This is a genomic window from Ruegeria sp. BG8 (assembly GCF_056538325.1).
Map to the genome: position 1 here is coordinate 1 of NZ_JBQFSZ010000001.1, position 14,697 is coordinate 14,697.

A 14,697-nucleotide genomic window follows, 5' to 3' on the forward strand; every position below is an offset into this window, starting at 1 on the left:
TGCAGGGGGTCTGTGTTGAGGATGACGGGTCCCTGGCTGTGGGCGGTGCGACAACCCATGCCACGGTGGCGCGCGAGGCCGCCGCGTCGTATCCGGCGCTGGCGGCGCTGGCGGGGCAGATCGGGGATCCGGCGGTGCGCAATCGTGGCACAATCGGTGGCTCGGTGGCAAATAACGACCCTGCGGCCTGTTATCCGGCCGGTGTGCTGGGGTCGGGCGCGACCATCGTGACGAATACGCGGCAGATCGCGGCGGATGATTTTTTCCAAGGCATGTTCACCACAGCGCTGGAGGACGGCGAGATCATCACCGGCGTCCGCTTTCCGGTGCCGCAGGCGGCGAGCTATCAGAAGTTCCTGCAGCCTGCGTCTCGGTTTGCATTGGTCGGCGTCTATCTGGCGCGGTTCGCAGATGGTGTGCGCGTTGCCGTCACCGGTGCCAGCGAGGATGGCGTGTTCCGCTGGTCCGAGGCAGAGCAGGCTCTGAACACAGAGTTCCGCGCCGATGCGCTGATGGACCTGCGTATCAACCCAGCCAACATGATCGGCGATCTGCATGGCAGCAAAGAATACCGCGCCCATCTCGTCAGCGTCATGACTAAACGCGCAATCCAAGCCTGCGCTTAAATCATTCAAAAGCCCCGATGTAACGGGGCTTTTGGATTATCTTTTGCCTATTCTGGGCAATTTGGCGGGCTGCAGATATGCACCTGTGTCTTCGCGCGCTTTTTCGTAGCGTTCGATCCGCACCCGCGCTTCCTCGCCACCAGCATCGAACAAATGACCCAATAGGCAATCCAAGACTGCGGCGGCACCTGAAAAGCTGGAGAAATGGTGGCGCGATTGGGTGCTGATCTGGAATGTAATATCCGGTTGGATGCCCGGCGCGATTACATCACTTTCCGATACAAGGATGACTTTCAGCTTCTTTTTGAGCGCGTAGCGCATGGTTTCGATTGTGTCAGCCGAGTAGGGCTGCATCGTAATAGCCAGCAAACAGTCACTGGGATCGGCGTCTAATAGATCGTCGATCGCAGACCCCATATGCCTAGGGATAAGGTGAATGCCGGGATGAGCCATCCGTCCTGCATAGGCAAAGTAATAGGCGAGGGCATAGCTGGCTCGTGTCGCTGTAACATAGCACCGTGGTGCTGTTTCGATGTATCCCAATGCTTGCGCCACTTTTGCGGGACTCATCAGGCGCAGAGAACGCATTGTCACGTTTTGTGCGTTCTGCGCAAGCTTGGCCTGCTTTTGGCTAAACGCGTCGCCTTCATGCATCGTCTTAAGCCAATCATTGCCTAAGTCCTCTTCCTTGTCGGTGACCAAAGCGTGGCGAAAGGGCGCTCGAAATTCCTCGAACCGTTCAAAGCCCATGTGCTGTGCAAGGCGCACAAGTACATTTGGGCTGACGCCAATATTCTCAGACGTAATGCGAATGGGATCCAGGCCGAAGTCGCCGGGATAATCTATCACGTATTTGGCCGCGGCCTGTAGGGCAGGCGGCATCCGTTCGATGGATTTTCGAAGTTTGGCGATAAGTTGGTTTGCGCTGTAGCTCATGAAAAAACATTTGTTATGGATTTTTAATATACAAAACGAAACCCCTGTTGGATAGGCGATTGTGGAACAAAGAAGAGTTTTCGTCATGCAGAAGGCCCAACAATCTGAAGTCTTGGCGAGGAAGCCGTATATCCTGGTTGCACCGAACGGGGCGCGTCGGTCTACGCGTGATCATCTTCGATTGCCAATACGCACGGAAGAAATTGTCGAGACGGCAAGAACTTGTTTTCGCGCAGGCGCAAACGGAATTCATTTACACATACGAGATGAACAGGGCGTGCATTCATTGGATGCGGGACGATACCGCGAAACTATCAGCGCCTTGGAGGAAGCTTGCCCCGAAATGGACGTGCAAATCACCACTGAGGCGGCAGGTCTATACGATGTGGCCGCTCAGTTGGATTGTCTGCGGCACGTGCGACCGAACTGGGCTTCGATCGCTGTTCGGGAAATTGCAAGATTACCGGAATTGGCTGACCACGTTTACGGGGCCTGCGCAGAACAGGGGACTCGCGTGCAGCATATTCTTTATGACACGCAGGATTTGACGCGACTGTCGCATTGGCAGGAAAGCGGAACAGTGAGACGCGGTCAGACGGATCGGTTGTTTGTTTTGGGGCGGTATACTCAGCGCATGACTTCCTCTCCTGAAGAGATGGATCAGTTTCCTGTTTCCGGCACGGACTGGATGGTTTGCGCTTTTGGCCCGCAAGAACACGCTTGTTTGCGTTTGGCCGCCAGCCGCGGTGGAGACGTCCGTGTTGGCTTTGAAAACAGTTTGACGGATTATCAGGAGACCCCTTGGGCGGACAACGCTGCATCCGTTGCCGCTTTGGCAGTGAGTTTGAGAGAGGTTAGGACATGAGCAAAGTCTTTCCACGTCATACCAAGTCGGTTCTGCCCATCGCAGCGGGCGGTGACGGAGCCTATTTGATCGACGATCAGGGAAAACGCTATCTGGATTGTGGTGATGCCGCCGTGTCCTGTTTGGGTCATTCGAATCCGGCTGTGATCAAGGCGGTTCAGGATCAAGTCGCTAAAATAGCATTTGCCCATACCGGTTTTATGACGTCGGAACCCGCTGAGGAACTGGCAGAACTGCTTATTAAGTTTGCCCCGGGCGCTTTGGACCGTGTCTATTTCGTATCGGGCGGGTCGGAGGCGACCGAAGCGGCAATCAAACTGGCGCGTCAGTATTTTCTGGAAACAGGGCAGCCGGAACGGCGTCATGTGATCGCCCGGCGCCAAAGCTATCATGGCAACACTCTAGGTGCATTGTCTGCAGGAGGTAATGCTTGGCGCCGTGCCCAGTTTGCGCCGATGTTGATTGAAATGACTCATATCGCGCCGTGTTACGAATACGCGGAAAAGCAAGAAGACGAGAGCAGTTTCGAATACGGCCAGCGTGTCGCAAGTGAGTTGGAAACCGAGATTTTACGCTTGGGTCCTGAAACGGTCATGGCCTTTATGGCCGAGCCCGTTGTCGGAGCGACACTGGGTGCGGTTCCTGCCGTCGATGGCTATTTTAGGCGTATCCGAGAAATTTGCGATCAATACGGTGTTTTGCTGATACTCGACGAAGTCATGTGCGGAATGGGACGCACGGGTTACCTTTTTGCCTGTGAGTACGAGGGGGTCTCGCCCGATATCCTATGTATCGCAAAGGGTCTGGGGGCAGGGTACCAGCCTATCGGAGCAATGTTGTGCACCGGTGCAATCTATGATGCGATCCGTGACGGATCGGGGTTTTTTCAGCACGGACACACCTATGTCGGCCACCCGGTCGCGACCGCCGCCGCGCTTGCGGTCGTGCGCGAACTTACAGAGCGGCAACTGCCGGAACGCGCCAGATTGATGGGGCACCGATTGCAGCAGGCTCTTGAATCAGCATTCGGTCAACACCTGCATATTGGCGACATTCGCGGCCGTGGATTGTTCCGGGGAATAGAACTTGTTGCTGACCGCGGTCAGAAAACGCCGTTTGACCCGAGTGTGGGCCTTGCAGGGAAAATCAAGAAAGCAGCGATGAACGAGGGGCTGATCTGTTACCCGATGTCGGGCACTCGCGATGGGCGTGTAGGCGATCACGTTCTGCTTGCACCACCCTTCATCATTGAAGACACACAATTGGACGAATTAATTGGCAAGCTAGGCAAAGCGATATCTGGCGTGATATAACACCTTTGTGATCTGACTTTCCGTTTTAACTCAATACAATGACGGAAAAATTTTTGACTAGGGCAGTGGTAATGATTGGTGATATTTGGTCGAGCTTTCGGAATCTCCCTACATGGGTTCAGGTTTGGGTTGCTTTGATACTTGTGCCAATCAATCTCGCGCCATTGGCGTTTCTGGATCAACCTCACGGTGAGTTGATTGCCGTTCTGGCCGTTACCGGAATGGCCCTGAATATTCCAATAATGCTGGCCGCACGGGGTATGAGCAAAGCTATGTCTCTGCCGCATTTATTGTGCTGGGGGCCCTTGGTCTTCGTGATTTCACTGGCTCTTGCCAGCGATGCACCGCTGTCACCCGAATACGCGGCGTTTTTGATCGTGCTGCTGACTGTAGATACGATCTCATTGGCGTTCGATCTGCACGACTCTTTTCACTGGGTAAAGTCTCGCGCCACCAAATAAAAAAGCCCCCTTAACGCGAAGGAGGCTTGGATGATCGCAGAAGCGTCTCGTTACTTCTGCGGAAGCGGTCCGATCATCATGATCATTTGACGACCTTCCATCTTGGGCATGTTTTCAATCTTACCCAAATCCTTGATGTCTTCAGCGACGCGTTCCAGCAATTCACGGCCCAAATTCTGGTGGGCCATTTCCCGCCCGCGGAAGCGCAGCGTAACTTTGACTTTGTCGCCCTTTTCGAGGAACTTGAAGACGTTCTTCATCTTAACGTCATAGTCATGCGTATCGGTGTTGGGTCGGAATTTGACCTCTTTCACCTCGATGACCTTTTGCTTTTTGCGGGCTTCGCTTTCGCGTTTCTGCTGTTCGTACTTGAACTTGCCAAAATCCATGATTTTGCAGACCGGCGGGTTCGCATTGGGCGAAATCTCTACCAGGTCAAGCCCGGCATCGGCAGCAAGTTGCATGGCTTTGGCGGGATGAACCACCCCGACGTTTTCACCTTCGGCACCAATCAGGCGGATTTCGGGGGCACGGATTCTTTCATTTACACGCGGGCCGGTATCTCTCTGAGGCGGCGCGTTGTGAGGTCTGCGAGCTATGGGTTCATTCCTTTGATGATTGCAGAAATTCGAGCCCGAAATTTAGACCGCCCGGCGCGCCGTTTCAAGCGCCATCCGCGGTGAAAAGGTCGAAATAATCAGGATTCACAGCAGGTTTATGCGCCGGTCAGGCCTATTCATAAGACCGGCGCAGTCAGTTTAGCCGACAAAGGCCTTTTCGATCACGAATTCCTTGGGCTCAGAGTTTGCGCCTTCGCGCAGGCCGAACTCTTCCAAGATCGCTTTGATATCCAGGTTGAACGCCAGAGAGCCACATACCATCGCACGGTCGGTTTCAGGCTTGATCCCGCCTTCGATGCCAAGATCTGCAAAGACGGTTCCGTCTTTAAGCAGGTTGGTGATGCGGCCCATCTTGGGGCTCTCTTCCCGCGTTGTGGTCGGGTAGTAGCGGATCTTGTCTGCAAAGCCTTCGCCCATCAGCTCTGCCAGCATCTCGTCCTGCCGGATGTTTTCAATCAGCTGCCGACCATATTCCAGCTCGGCCACTTCGCGGCATGTATGGGTGATGATGACTTCGTCATAGTCCTCATATGTCTGAGGTTCGCGCAGCAGCGAAGCAAAAGGTGCAAAGCCGGTGCCGGTGGCAAAGAACCACAGGCGCTTTCCGGGCAGCAAAGCGTCATGCACCAGCGTACCAACGGGCTTGGGGCGCAGAATGATCTGATCGCCTGTCTTGATGTGCTGCAACTTCGAGGTCAGAGGGCCGTCCTGTACCTTGATCGAGTAGAACTCAAGCTCTTCGTCCCACGAGGGCGAGGCGATGGAATAGGCGCGCAGCAGCGGCTTGCCGTTGTCACCCAGAAGGCCGATCATGACAAACTCGCCCGAGCGGAACCGCAGCGATGCGGGACGCGACACCTTGAAAGAAAACAGGCTGTCGGTCCAATGCTTGACGTCTGTCACGGTCTGGGCGTCCGGAAGGACGGGGGCCTTAACGGCGGTTGCTTCGGTCACGGGTTTCATCTCTGTCATCGTTTCACTGCCGGTTCGCTAAACCGACATCTCCGTTTAATCTTTGATCCACATCAGGAAAAGGGGCGAATTGCCCCTCTCGTTGCTTGCTGGCAAAGGCGGTGTTAACCGCGTAGGCGCGCTTGGTAGTTGTTTTCTTCCCAATTCGCCCGCGCCAACCATTGATCTTCGGGTTGGCGGCTGGCGAGATTGTGATCGATTTCGACCTCATCAAAGCCACTGCGGCGGGCCATGGTGAACTGATCCGCCAGTACATGGCCTTTGGCGCGCAAGCGACCAGTGTAGCCTTTCAAGCGCAGGGTACGCGCGATGGTAAAGCCGCGGCCGTCAGCGAAAGACGGGAAGTCAACGCGCACCATCCGCGCGTTTCCCAGCCGTTCAAACAACTGATCTGGATCGGTGTCCGAGCTGACATCCAGCGCGACCACATCGTTCGCAGCGTCTTCCAACGTGACGAACCCATCTGTCCAGTCGTCGGGGGCAAAGCCCTCATCCGTTACGATTACATTCATGTTTTCTCTCCGGCGCGTACCATCTTGCCGTCGACAAAATGGATACCGCATTCTTCTTTGTTCTGGTCGCGCCAACGCCCGGCGCGTGGGTCTTCGCCTTCTTTGACCGGAGATGTGCACGGCGCACATCCGATCGAAGGATATCCTTTAGCCACCAACGGGTGCCGAGGCAGGTTGTTTTCCACCATATAGGCACGCACATCTTCGGGCGCCCAATGGGCCAGCGGGTTGACCTTGATCCGGCCCGTTCCGTCCTCGACTTCAAAGAACTCGAGCGCGGCGCGGGAGCCCGCCTGAAACCGCTTTCGCCCCGTGATCCAACCGCAATAACCCGACAGGGCCTGTTGCAGCGGAAAGGTCTTGCGCAGATTACAGCACGCATCCATGTCCCGTATGCGCAATGCGCCATAGGGGTCTTCGCGCTGCACGTCTTCTTCATCCGCCCGGATGATCTTGACGTTCTTCAGGCCCAGACGCTCGCTGACTTCCTGTTGGTATTCCAGCGTTTCCGTAAACAGCATCTGGGTATCGATGAACAGCACCGGGGTCATTTTGTCGACCACCGCCGCCATATGCAGCAACACCACGGACTCGGCCCCAAAGCTAGAAACCAGGGCCAGGTCCTCAATCTCTTGGTTGGCACCATGCATCACGTCATGTGCACTGTGGTGCCGGAACCGGGCATTGAGCGCCTCGACCTTTTCGGTCAATTCGCGTCTTTCCTTGCCCAGCTCCGTCTGGATCAGGTCAAGCGGCATTCGCCCGAGCCTCGGGGTAGAGTGCTGCTTTGAACGGCGCCATGCCGACACGCCGGTAAGTCTGCAGGAATTCTTCCTCGGGGCTTTCGCGTTGTTCCAGATAAGTGTTCACGATCCGCTCGATGGCAGGGACGATCTCATCATAGGCAAAGCCCGGACCCGTGCGATCACCGATAGCAGCCGTCTCGGTGCCGTCGCCGCCCAGCGTGATCTGGTAGTTTTCGACGCCAGCGCGATCCAGACCCAGAATGCCGATATGACCCACGTGGTGGTGACCACACGCGTTGATGCAGCCCGAGATCTTGATCTTCAGGTGGCCGATATCATGCTCAAGCTTCAACTCATCGAAACGAGTTGCGATCTGCTGGGCGACCGGGATCGAACGTGCCGTGGCCAGAGCGCAGTAGTCCATTCCGGGGCAGGCGATGATGTCGCTGATCAGGCCAATATTGGCAGTGGCCAGTTCGTATTCCTTCAGCTTCGCGTGGATCGCGGGCAGGTCGGACTTGTGGACATGCGGCAGGATCACGTTCTGCTCATGACTGATGCGCAGCTCGTCATAGGCGAACTCTTCGGCCAGGTCGGCCATCACGCGCATCTGTTCAGCGGTCGCATCACCAGGCGTAGCGCCGTGCTTTTTGATCGAGATCGTGACAATCGCGTGGTCGGCGTTCTTGTGCGGCGCGATGTTGGTATCGACCCACGAGCGGAAGACCGGATCGTTGGTGTAAGCACTTTCAAAGGACGCAACCGAGGCTTCGCGGAAGGCTGGGGCCGCAAAGTGGGTTTTGATCTCTTCCAGCAGTGCCATGTCGGCGCCTTTGAACTGCGGGCGGACCTGCAGGAAACGCTCGTTGACCTTGGCGCGGATGGTGTCGATGCCGTTTTCATGAACGGTGATCTTGATACGCGCTTTGTACTTGTTGTCGCGGCGGCCGATCTGGTTCCAGACGGACACGGTCGCTTCAAGATAGGCCAGCAGATCGTCAAAGGCGACGAAATCGGACAATTCCTTGCCGATCATGGGCGTACGGCCCAGACCACCGCCCACGATCACGCGGGCACCCAGAACACCGTCACGCTCAACCAGTTGCAGGCCGATATCATGCGCTTTGATGACGGCGCGGTCGTTTTCGCTGCCGGTGATCGCGATCTTGAACTTGCGCGGCATGAACTGGAATTCCGGGTGATCGGTCGACCACTGGCGCAGCAGTTCGGCATAGGGGCGCGGGTCGGCGACTTCATCGGCGGCAGCGCCGGCAAAATGGTCGGCGGTCACGTTGCGGATGGTGTTGCCCGAGGTCTGGATGGCGTGCATGCCAACCTCGGCCAGCGCGTCCAGCATATCCGGCACGTCCTTCAGTTTCGGCCAGTTGTACTGGATGTTCTGACGGGTGGTGAAATGGCCATACCCCTTGTCCCACTTCTCAGCCAGCAGGGCCAGTTGGCGCATCTGCGCGCTGGACAGTGTGCCATAGGGAATGGCGACCCGCAGCATGTAGGCGTGCAGCTGCAGGTAGAGGCCGTTCATCAGGCGGAAGGGTTTGAATTCATCTTCGGTCAGAGAGCCGTCGATACGACGCTCAACCTGAGCACGGAACTGTGCGTTGCGTTCTGCCAAAAATGCTGTGTCGAACTCGGAGTAGCGATACATGATTAGCTGTCCTTAGTTGCAGCCCCGAACTTTGGGGCCTTGAAAGGGGAGAGAGAGGGCCTTTGATCAGGTCCGGGGCTGCGGGGAAGTTTCCTGTTTGCCATGGGCATAGTTGGACGGACCAGTCCGGCGGAAATCCTCCCGGAAATGGGTGGGTTCGGGGCCGTTCGCGCCGGCTACGGCATCAGCCAAATACGCACCGACTACCTTGCTTGCCTGACGTTCGGCATCCAGCAGGCGAACCTGCGCATGGGCCTCATCCGTGATCAATTCGGCCTCAGCCAGCTCACGCGACCAACGGTCATCTGCGGTCAGGTAGATGACGTCACCTTCCAACAGATCGTTGGCTGTGACGACTTTGGGGGTAAAAGCGCGGGCCATCAGGCGTGCTCCTTCTTGAATTCGGTCAGGGCTTTGGCCGCTTGGCGCGGTTCCAGCCCGTAAAAGGTCAGGGTCGGGCCGTACATTTCGGCGGCGTTCAAATCGTTGGGCAACTGGTCCAGATTGGTTGTCAGCACACGCTCGTCCGGGCGCGAAGCGTTTTCGACCAATGTGATGGGCGTGGCGCGATCCGCACCGTGCATGATCAGGCGGCCCTGAATAAACCGTGCGGATTTCTTGCCCATGTAAATCGCGGCAACCGAACCCGGACGCGCCAGCGCGACCCAGTCATGATCGGCGAAGCCTTTCATGTCATGCCCGGTCAGGAAGCGGACAGAAGAATTCCGACCACGGCGTGTGAGACTTTGACCTATGCCAGCAACAGCGGCTGAGGCTGCAGTGATACCCGGTACGATCTGCCACGGGATACCGGCGGCTTCGACGGCTTCGATCTCTTCATCCAGACGAGCGAATACGGTGGGGTCGCCCGACTTCAGGCGCACAACGCGGTGGCCTTTCGCGGCGTAGTTGACCAGCAGGGCGTCAATGTCTTCCTGTTTCCACGAGGGACCAAATCCCGCTTTGCCCACATCTACGAGAATGGCGGTTTTCCCGGCCAACTCCAGCACCTCGGCGCTGATCAGGCGGTCATGCAGAACGACATCAGCCTGCCCAAAGGCATTCAGTGCCTTGAGTGTCAGCAATTCCGGATCGCCCGGTCCCGCGCCGACAAAGTCGACGTGGCCTGTGCCATCATGTGAATGCGTTAACTGCATGTTTCGTTCCGTTCGTTTGACTTGACCTGCAATATAGGAAATATTCCCGGTATTGCGCCATATGGGCGATTAAATAAGAACACACGTTCCGTCAATGGCCTGATTTGGAACGTACGTGTCGAAACGAAGGGAAAATTGGAATGTCGGTGCGGATTGATGATACGGATCGGAAAATTCTGGTTGAGCTACAGCGTGATGCCAGTCAATCGCTGGACGAAATAGCAGCCCGCGTCGGTAGTTCCAAGACCCCGGTTTGGAATCGCATACGCAAGCTGAAAGGGGCTGGCGTCATCGGTCAACAGACCGTCCTATTGGATGCCGAAGCGCTGGGTTTTGAGGCGACATTCTTTGTGTTGATCCGTACCTCGGAACATGAGGCTGACTGGCAACGTCGGTTCCTAAAGGCCCTGCGCGATCGGCCCGAGGTTCAGGAAGCTCATCGGTTGGCGGGCGACATTGATTACATTCTGAAAGTTCGGGTCAAAAACGCCCGGGCCTATGATGAATTCTACCAGACCCTGATTTCAGAAGTGCGCGTTCATAACGTGACCGCTTTGCTGTCGATGGAAGAGATCAAGTCCACGACAATGCTGCCTTTGAACGCGCTGGCCAATGGCTAGAGGCACTAGACCTCGACCATTAGCCTGGTAAGCCCGTGAAAGTGATAACTGTTGGCGTATTCCGGCGCTGCGGCCAGTCTAAGGTTGGGGCAACGTTCGAACAGCACGGTCAACGCGATTTTCATCTCAAGACGTGCGAGCGGCGCGCCGACGCAAAAGTGCAAGCCGCCTCCAAAGCTTGCATTGGTCACGATTGCCCGCGATGGATCAAAACGATTGGGATTGTCCCAGACCGAAGGATCACGGTTTGCAGCACCAAGCAGTAATGCGACCTGATCGCCGCGCTTGAACCGATTTCCGAAAACTTCGGTGTCTTCGTATGCATAGCGTGTGAACATGTGCAGCGGCGGGTCGTAACGCAGCACTTCTTCAACCGCCAGATCGATGGGCTGTTGAAGAAACACGGCGATCCCCTGTGGTGTCTGCAAAATGGTTTTCACACCATTTCCCAGAGAATGCACCGTGGCTTCGTGACCTGCGTTCAGCAATAAGATGCAAGTCGCAACAAGCTCATCGTGGCTGAGCTTTTCCCCATCTTGTTCGGCTTCGATCAGACGTGTGATCAAATCATCCCGAGGGTCACTGCGGCGATCTTCGATGTAGTTTGTCAGAAACGCCGTGAACTCTTTCGCTGCCTTTGCGGCGTTGTCTTCGGTTTGACGGGTTCGGCTGGCCTGATACATGGCCACCATATCGTGGGACCATTGCAGAAGGCTGGGAGACATGTCTTCGGGTACACCCAGAAGGCGGCAAATGGTTATGACGGGGATCTGCGTGCAGTAATGTTCGAGCAGATCGAAAGCCCCGGTTGGGAACCCTTCGATCAGTGCATGGCTGAGGGCGTGGATCGAGGGCTCAAGCTGCGCTATGGCGCGTGACGTAAAAGCCCGCAACACCAAGGCCCGCAAGCGGGTGTGGCGCGGGGGTTCGGCCTCAAGCAGGGAATGCGCTTCGACGGCTAGCCAGGGTGCTATATGATCCGGTCCTTCCGTGATCAATTCGGGCGGTATTTCGCGGCCGAAACGACGGTCCTTCAAAAGGGAATGTACGGCCCTGTGCGAGACGGCCGCCACCATCTGATAGTCTTCCCAGAAAACGAGATCGCCTGATGCTCTGGCGTCGTCATAAAAAGGGTAGGGGTTTTGAACGAAATCCGGATCGACCGGAGATTGAATGACCGTCTTCATGCGGCGCAGACTTGCCATGCCGCGCGTCGAATGCAAGACCCTATGTCATGCAAAGAGTTTGGATCATCCTGAGTTTTCTTCTGGCGGTCGGAGCGCTGTCCGCCGGGGTGTGGTCATACGGCTACCGACAGGCGCTGTCACAGCTCAGCGAAAAGGCTGAGGCCGACCTTGAGCTTGCCGCAGACCGTCTAAGCACGCAGATGCAGGTTTATCAGGAACTGGCGGTTTTGATGGCAACGCATCCGGGTTTGCGTTTTCTGGAAACCGAGGCGCAACGTAAGACTGCGCAGGCCATGTTGCTGGACGTGGCCGATAAGACGGCGGCGGTAAACATGATGTACCTAGATCAACGTGGTCAGGTTTTGGCCGCCGCTCAGCCGGTCGCGCAGGGCAGCATGGCGGATCATCCAGCCTTCGAACGTGCGATGCAGGGCGCATTGGGCAGCGCGCATGGTGTGGATCCCAGCAACGAGGCTCGTATCTACACCTACGCAGCGCCCTCCTTTGATGCCGCTGGTCAGGTTGCAGGCGCGTTGATGGTCGTCGCGGACGTACAGGATGTTGAACAGACATGGCGCGGCAGTACCGAGGCCGTCTTCTTTGTAGATGCGGACGGTGTGGTCTTTATCTCGAACAGGTCCGACCTTTTGTTCTGGAGGCGCGCGCAAGGCCAGCAGGGACTATCGCCCCCAGAAGGCAACGCGGTTGATTTCGCGTCCAGCTTTGTTGGTGATCATGAATTGTGGCAACTGGGTTGGGGGCGTTATCTTCCTGAACGCGCTTTGCATTTGACGCTGGACTTACCGGTCATCGATATGACGGCCGAGGTGCTGGTGGATGTTGCACCGGCGCGCCGCCTTGCAGGCCTGCAGGCCGCAGCGGTTGCCGCCATCTGTTTTGCATTCGGCGCTTTGTTGTTTTTGGCAACGGAACGGCGCCGTGCGCTGGCGCAAGCCAATGTCGTACTCGAAAGCCGGGTGGCGCAACGCACGCAGGCGCTAACCGCGGCGAATACTGCATTGAAACGCGAAGTGCACGAACGGCAAGAGGCCGAGATCGCCCTGAAGCAAGCTCAGGAAGAGCTGATTCAGGCAGGTAAGCTAAGTGCGTTGGGTCAAATGTCAGCGGGGATCAGTCATGAGCTGAATCAACCCCTTATGGCTATTCAGCAGTTCGCAGATAACGGCGCTGCGTTCCTGTCAAAAGGCCGCGAAGAGCGCGCATCCGAGAACTTGACGCGTATCTCGGATATGGCATCCCGAATGGCGCGGATTATCAAGAATTTGCGCGCTTTTGCGAGAAACGAAAGTGAACCAATGGGAAAGGTTGATTTGGTTCAGGTAATCGAAACTGCTGTGGAACTAACCGAGGCTCGACTAAAGACGGAAAACGTTGCTCTGGATTGGACAGCTCCGCCGGGGCCGGTGTTCGCTTGGGGCGGGGAAGTGCGCTTGGTGCAGGTCTTCGTCAACCTTATCAACAATGCCGCTGACGCCATGAGCCAACAGGCGGACCGGCGAATTGGGATCGAGATACGCACGACAGACAAGCTGGAGGTCACGGTGCGTGATATCGGACCGGGGATCGAGAATACCGAAAAACTGTTTGAGCCGTTTTATACAACCAAGGCGGTTGGCTCCTCCGAAGGGATGGGATTGGGGCTTTCGATCTCATATGGTTTGGTTCAAAGCTTTGGGGGAAATATTCGGGGCGCTAACGTTCAGCCCGGAGCAGAGTTCACGGTTGAACTGGAGTATTACCGCGAAGATGAGGTCGCATGATCAGTAAAGTCCTTTTGGTTGATGACGATGCCGCTGTTCGCGAGGCTTTGGCGCAGACGCTAGAGCTTGCCGACTATGCGCCGATCACTGCGGGCTCGTTTGTGGCGGCCAAAGACCATATTCGCGAGGATTTTCCCGGTGTGATCGTGTCAGACATACGTATGCCCGGGCGGGACGGTTTTCACCTGCTGAGCTTTGCGCACGAGGTCGATCCCGAATTGCCTGTCATTCTTTTGACCGGGGAAGGTGATATTCCGATGGCTGTTCAGGCCATGGGCAAAGGCGCGTTCGATTTTTTAGAGAAACCCTGCGCTGCATCCGATCTTTTGGCGGTGCTGGAAAGGGCGATTTCAGCGCGCAATCAAGTGCTGGAGCAACGCGCGGTCAAACAGGAATTGGAGCGCGGTGATCCTGCTGCAAGGCTGTTGTTTGGTCTATCTCCGCAGGCCGAAGCGTTGCGGGATCGCGTGCGTACGGTTGCTCCGACCGGTGCCGAAGTACTGGTAACAGGTCCCGCAGGCAGCGGTATTTCCAAGGTGGCCGAAGTCATCCACCTGATGTCGCCGTTTGGACAGGGCCCGTTTGTAAAGCGGCCTGCATCAGGATTGACGGTTCAGGATTTGACCCAAATCTGCGAAGGGGCTGACGGAGGCTCTTTGTTCCTGGATGAAATTTCCGCAATGCCGCAAGCGACCCAGTATGCCGCGCTTGAATTGGTCGAGCAGGGGATAGGGGCGCGTATTCTGGCCGGAACGACGACGGATCTGGCGGAACTTTCGTCGAAAGGTGCGTTCAACGCCGATTTGTTTTACCGGCTGGACGTGATGCGTGTGCGCATACCATCATTGTCTGAGCGTCCCGAAGATATTCCTGTGATATTCAGGCACTATGTGGCGCAGGCGGCTGAGCAGGCTGGAATTGCGCCTCCGGACATCAGCTCGGAACATCTGGCATCCTTGATGGCGCAGGATTGGCCGGGTAATGCACGATCCCTAATGTCCGCTGCCATGAGGTTCGTTCTGGGAATGCCAGAGGAGGGAGCGCATTCCACCGAATTGGGGCTGAGTGAGCAAATGGCGCAGGTCGAACGCTCGTTATTGATCGCAGCGTTGGGGCGCCACAACGGCAAGGCCTCGGACGCGGCTAAAGCGTTGAAAGTGCCGCGTAAGACGTTCTACGACAAGCTTGCCCGGTACAAAATTCGACCAGAGGACTATCGAAGGTAGTAGAAGCTC

General features: G+C 56.5%; 16 protein-coding genes. 7 read left to right on the forward strand and 9 right to left on the reverse strand.

Annotated elements, in window-relative coordinates; translation table 11 throughout:
* On the forward strand, positions 1 to 626 hold a 626-nt coding region (locus ACR0DG_RS00005), incomplete at its 5' end, for an FAD binding domain-containing protein (RefSeq protein ID WP_480707004.1).
* A gap of 36 nt (positions 627 to 662) precedes the next feature.
* Here ACR0DG_RS00005 and ACR0DG_RS00010 read toward each other — a convergent pair.
* The gene (locus ACR0DG_RS00010) at positions 663 to 1,562 is read right to left on the reverse strand and encodes a MurR/RpiR family transcriptional regulator (protein WP_480693344.1); all 900 of its coding nucleotides are present in this window, start codon (positions 1,560 to 1,562) and stop codon (positions 663 to 665) included.
* Positions 1,563 to 1,647: 85 nt separating this feature from the next.
* Between ACR0DG_RS00010 and ACR0DG_RS00015 the strand changes: the two genes are divergently transcribed.
* From ACR0DG_RS00015 to ACR0DG_RS00025, 3 genes are all read left to right on the forward strand, one after another.
* The gene (locus tag ACR0DG_RS00015) at positions 1,648 to 2,427 is read left to right on the forward strand and encodes a beta-keto acid cleavage family enzyme (RefSeq protein WP_480693345.1); all 780 of its coding nucleotides are present in this window, start codon (positions 1,648 to 1,650) and stop codon (positions 2,425 to 2,427) included.
* Positions 2,424 to 3,740 carry an aspartate aminotransferase family protein gene (locus ACR0DG_RS00020; protein ID WP_480693346.1) on the forward strand — a complete coding sequence of 439 codons (1,317 nt, stop codon included), beginning with the start codon at positions 2,424 to 2,426 and terminating at the stop codon, positions 3,738 to 3,740. The genes ACR0DG_RS00015 and ACR0DG_RS00020 overlap by 4 nt, the downstream gene beginning before the upstream one ends.
* Before the next feature lie 71 nt (positions 3,741 to 3,811).
* Complete coding sequence (locus ACR0DG_RS00025; protein ID WP_480693347.1) at positions 3,812 to 4,201, forward strand: hypothetical protein; 390 nt, start codon at positions 3,812 to 3,814, stop codon at positions 4,199 to 4,201.
* 50 nt (positions 4,202 to 4,251) lie between these two features.
* Here ACR0DG_RS00025 and infC read toward each other — a convergent pair whose 3' ends face one another.
* The 7 genes from infC to cobA form a co-directional block, all read right to left on the reverse strand.
* Positions 4,252 to 4,842: a translation initiation factor IF-3 gene (gene infC / locus ACR0DG_RS00030; protein WP_480694947.1), complete on the reverse strand. Its 591-nt coding sequence runs from the start codon at positions 4,840 to 4,842 to the stop codon at positions 4,252 to 4,254.
* A gap of 117 nt (positions 4,843 to 4,959) precedes the next feature.
* Positions 4,960 to 5,793 carry a ferredoxin--NADP reductase gene (locus tag ACR0DG_RS00035; RefSeq protein WP_480693348.1) on the reverse strand — a complete coding sequence of 278 codons (834 nt, stop codon included), beginning with the start codon at positions 5,791 to 5,793 and terminating at the stop codon, positions 4,960 to 4,962.
* A gap of 104 nt (positions 5,794 to 5,897) precedes the next feature.
* On the reverse strand, positions 5,898 to 6,305 hold the full coding sequence (locus tag ACR0DG_RS00040; protein WP_480693349.1) for a DUF934 domain-containing protein: 408 nt from the start codon (positions 6,303 to 6,305) through the stop codon (positions 5,898 to 5,900).
* On the reverse strand, positions 6,302 to 7,063 hold the full coding sequence (locus tag ACR0DG_RS00045) for a phosphoadenylyl-sulfate reductase (RefSeq protein ID WP_480693350.1): 762 nt from the start codon (positions 7,061 to 7,063) through the stop codon (positions 6,302 to 6,304). The genes ACR0DG_RS00040 and ACR0DG_RS00045 overlap by 4 nt, the downstream gene beginning before the upstream one ends.
* Complete coding sequence (locus ACR0DG_RS00050; RefSeq protein ID WP_480693351.1) at positions 7,053 to 8,717, reverse strand: nitrite/sulfite reductase; 1,665 nt, start codon at positions 8,715 to 8,717, stop codon at positions 7,053 to 7,055. Before ACR0DG_RS00050 ends, ACR0DG_RS00045 begins: the two co-directional genes overlap by 11 nt.
* 66 nt (positions 8,718 to 8,783) lie before the next feature.
* Positions 8,784 to 9,098, reverse strand: coding sequence for a DUF2849 domain-containing protein (locus ACR0DG_RS00055; RefSeq protein ID WP_480693352.1), 315 nt, complete (start codon positions 9,096 to 9,098; stop codon positions 8,784 to 8,786).
* The gene (gene cobA / locus ACR0DG_RS00060) at positions 9,098 to 9,874 is read right to left on the reverse strand and encodes a uroporphyrinogen-III C-methyltransferase (RefSeq protein WP_480693353.1); all 777 of its coding nucleotides are present in this window, start codon (positions 9,872 to 9,874) and stop codon (positions 9,098 to 9,100) included. The genes ACR0DG_RS00055 and cobA overlap by 1 nt, the downstream gene beginning before the upstream one ends.
* A 140-nt stretch (positions 9,875 to 10,014) precedes the next feature.
* On the opposite strand from cobA, the gene ACR0DG_RS00065 reads away from it, so the two are divergent.
* Positions 10,015 to 10,494 (forward strand): Lrp/AsnC family transcriptional regulator, encoded by a 480-nt coding sequence (locus ACR0DG_RS00065; protein WP_480693354.1) that lies wholly within the window; start codon positions 10,015 to 10,017, stop codon positions 10,492 to 10,494.
* A 5-nt stretch (positions 10,495 to 10,499) separates the two neighbouring features.
* On the opposite strand, the gene ACR0DG_RS00070 is transcribed toward ACR0DG_RS00065, so the two are convergent.
* Complete coding sequence (locus tag ACR0DG_RS00070; RefSeq protein WP_480694949.1) at positions 10,500 to 11,681, reverse strand: cytochrome P450; 1,182 nt, start codon at positions 11,679 to 11,681, stop codon at positions 10,500 to 10,502.
* A gap of 47 nt (positions 11,682 to 11,728) precedes the next feature.
* On the opposite strand from ACR0DG_RS00070, the gene ACR0DG_RS00075 reads away from it, so the two are divergent.
* Together ACR0DG_RS00075 and ACR0DG_RS00080 are read left to right on the forward strand one after the other, a co-directional pair.
* The gene (locus ACR0DG_RS00075) at positions 11,729 to 13,462 is read left to right on the forward strand and encodes a sensor histidine kinase (protein ID WP_480693355.1); all 1,734 of its coding nucleotides are present in this window, start codon (positions 11,729 to 11,731) and stop codon (positions 13,460 to 13,462) included.
* A complete protein-coding gene (locus ACR0DG_RS00080; protein WP_480693356.1) occupies positions 13,459 to 14,688 on the forward strand; it encodes a sigma-54-dependent transcriptional regulator in 1,230 nt (409 codons plus the stop codon). The genes ACR0DG_RS00075 and ACR0DG_RS00080 overlap by 4 nt, the downstream gene beginning before the upstream one ends.
* Positions 14,689 to 14,697 lie beyond the last annotated feature (9 nt).

What these genes read in the sequence shown, in the direction of transcription:
- ACR0DG_RS00010 (WP_480693344.1), bottom strand. Translation starts at nt 1,562, where the DNA reads ATGAGCTACAGCGCAAACCAACTTATCGCCAAACTTCGAAAATCCATC.
- ACR0DG_RS00015 (WP_480693345.1), top strand. Translation starts at nt 1,648, where the DNA reads ATGCAGAAGGCCCAACAATCTGAAGTCTTGGCGAGGAAGCCGTATATC.
- ACR0DG_RS00020 (WP_480693346.1), top strand. Translation starts at nt 2,424, where the DNA reads ATGAGCAAAGTCTTTCCACGTCATACCAAGTCGGTTCTGCCCATCGCA.
- ACR0DG_RS00025 (WP_480693347.1), top strand. Translation starts at nt 3,812, where the DNA reads ATGATTGGTGATATTTGGTCGAGCTTTCGGAATCTCCCTACATGGGTT.
- ACR0DG_RS00035 (WP_480693348.1), bottom strand. Translation starts at nt 5,793, where the DNA reads ATGACAGAGATGAAACCCGTGACCGAAGCAACCGCCGTTAAGGCCCCC.
- ACR0DG_RS00040 (WP_480693349.1), bottom strand. Translation starts at nt 6,305, where the DNA reads ATGAATGTAATCGTAACGGATGAGGGCTTTGCCCCCGACGACTGGACA.
- ACR0DG_RS00045 (WP_480693350.1), bottom strand. Translation starts at nt 7,063, where the DNA reads ATGCCGCTTGACCTGATCCAGACGGAGCTGGGCAAGGAAAGACGCGAA.
- ACR0DG_RS00050 (WP_480693351.1), bottom strand. Translation starts at nt 8,717, where the DNA reads ATGTATCGCTACTCCGAGTTCGACACAGCATTTTTGGCAGAACGCAAC.
- ACR0DG_RS00055 (WP_480693352.1), bottom strand. Translation starts at nt 9,098, where the DNA reads ATGGCCCGCGCTTTTACCCCCAAAGTCGTCACAGCCAACGATCTGTTG.
- cobA (WP_480693353.1), bottom strand. Translation starts at nt 9,874, where the DNA reads ATGCAGTTAACGCATTCACATGATGGCACAGGCCACGTCGACTTTGTC.
- ACR0DG_RS00065 (WP_480693354.1), top strand. Translation starts at nt 10,015, where the DNA reads ATGTCGGTGCGGATTGATGATACGGATCGGAAAATTCTGGTTGAGCTA.
- ACR0DG_RS00070 (WP_480694949.1), bottom strand. Translation starts at nt 11,681, where the DNA reads ATGAAGACGGTCATTCAATCTCCGGTCGATCCGGATTTCGTTCAAAAC.
- ACR0DG_RS00075 (WP_480693355.1), top strand. Translation starts at nt 11,729, where the DNA reads ATGCAAAGAGTTTGGATCATCCTGAGTTTTCTTCTGGCGGTCGGAGCG.
- ACR0DG_RS00080 (WP_480693356.1), top strand. Translation starts at nt 13,459, where the DNA reads ATGATCAGTAAAGTCCTTTTGGTTGATGACGATGCCGCTGTTCGCGAG.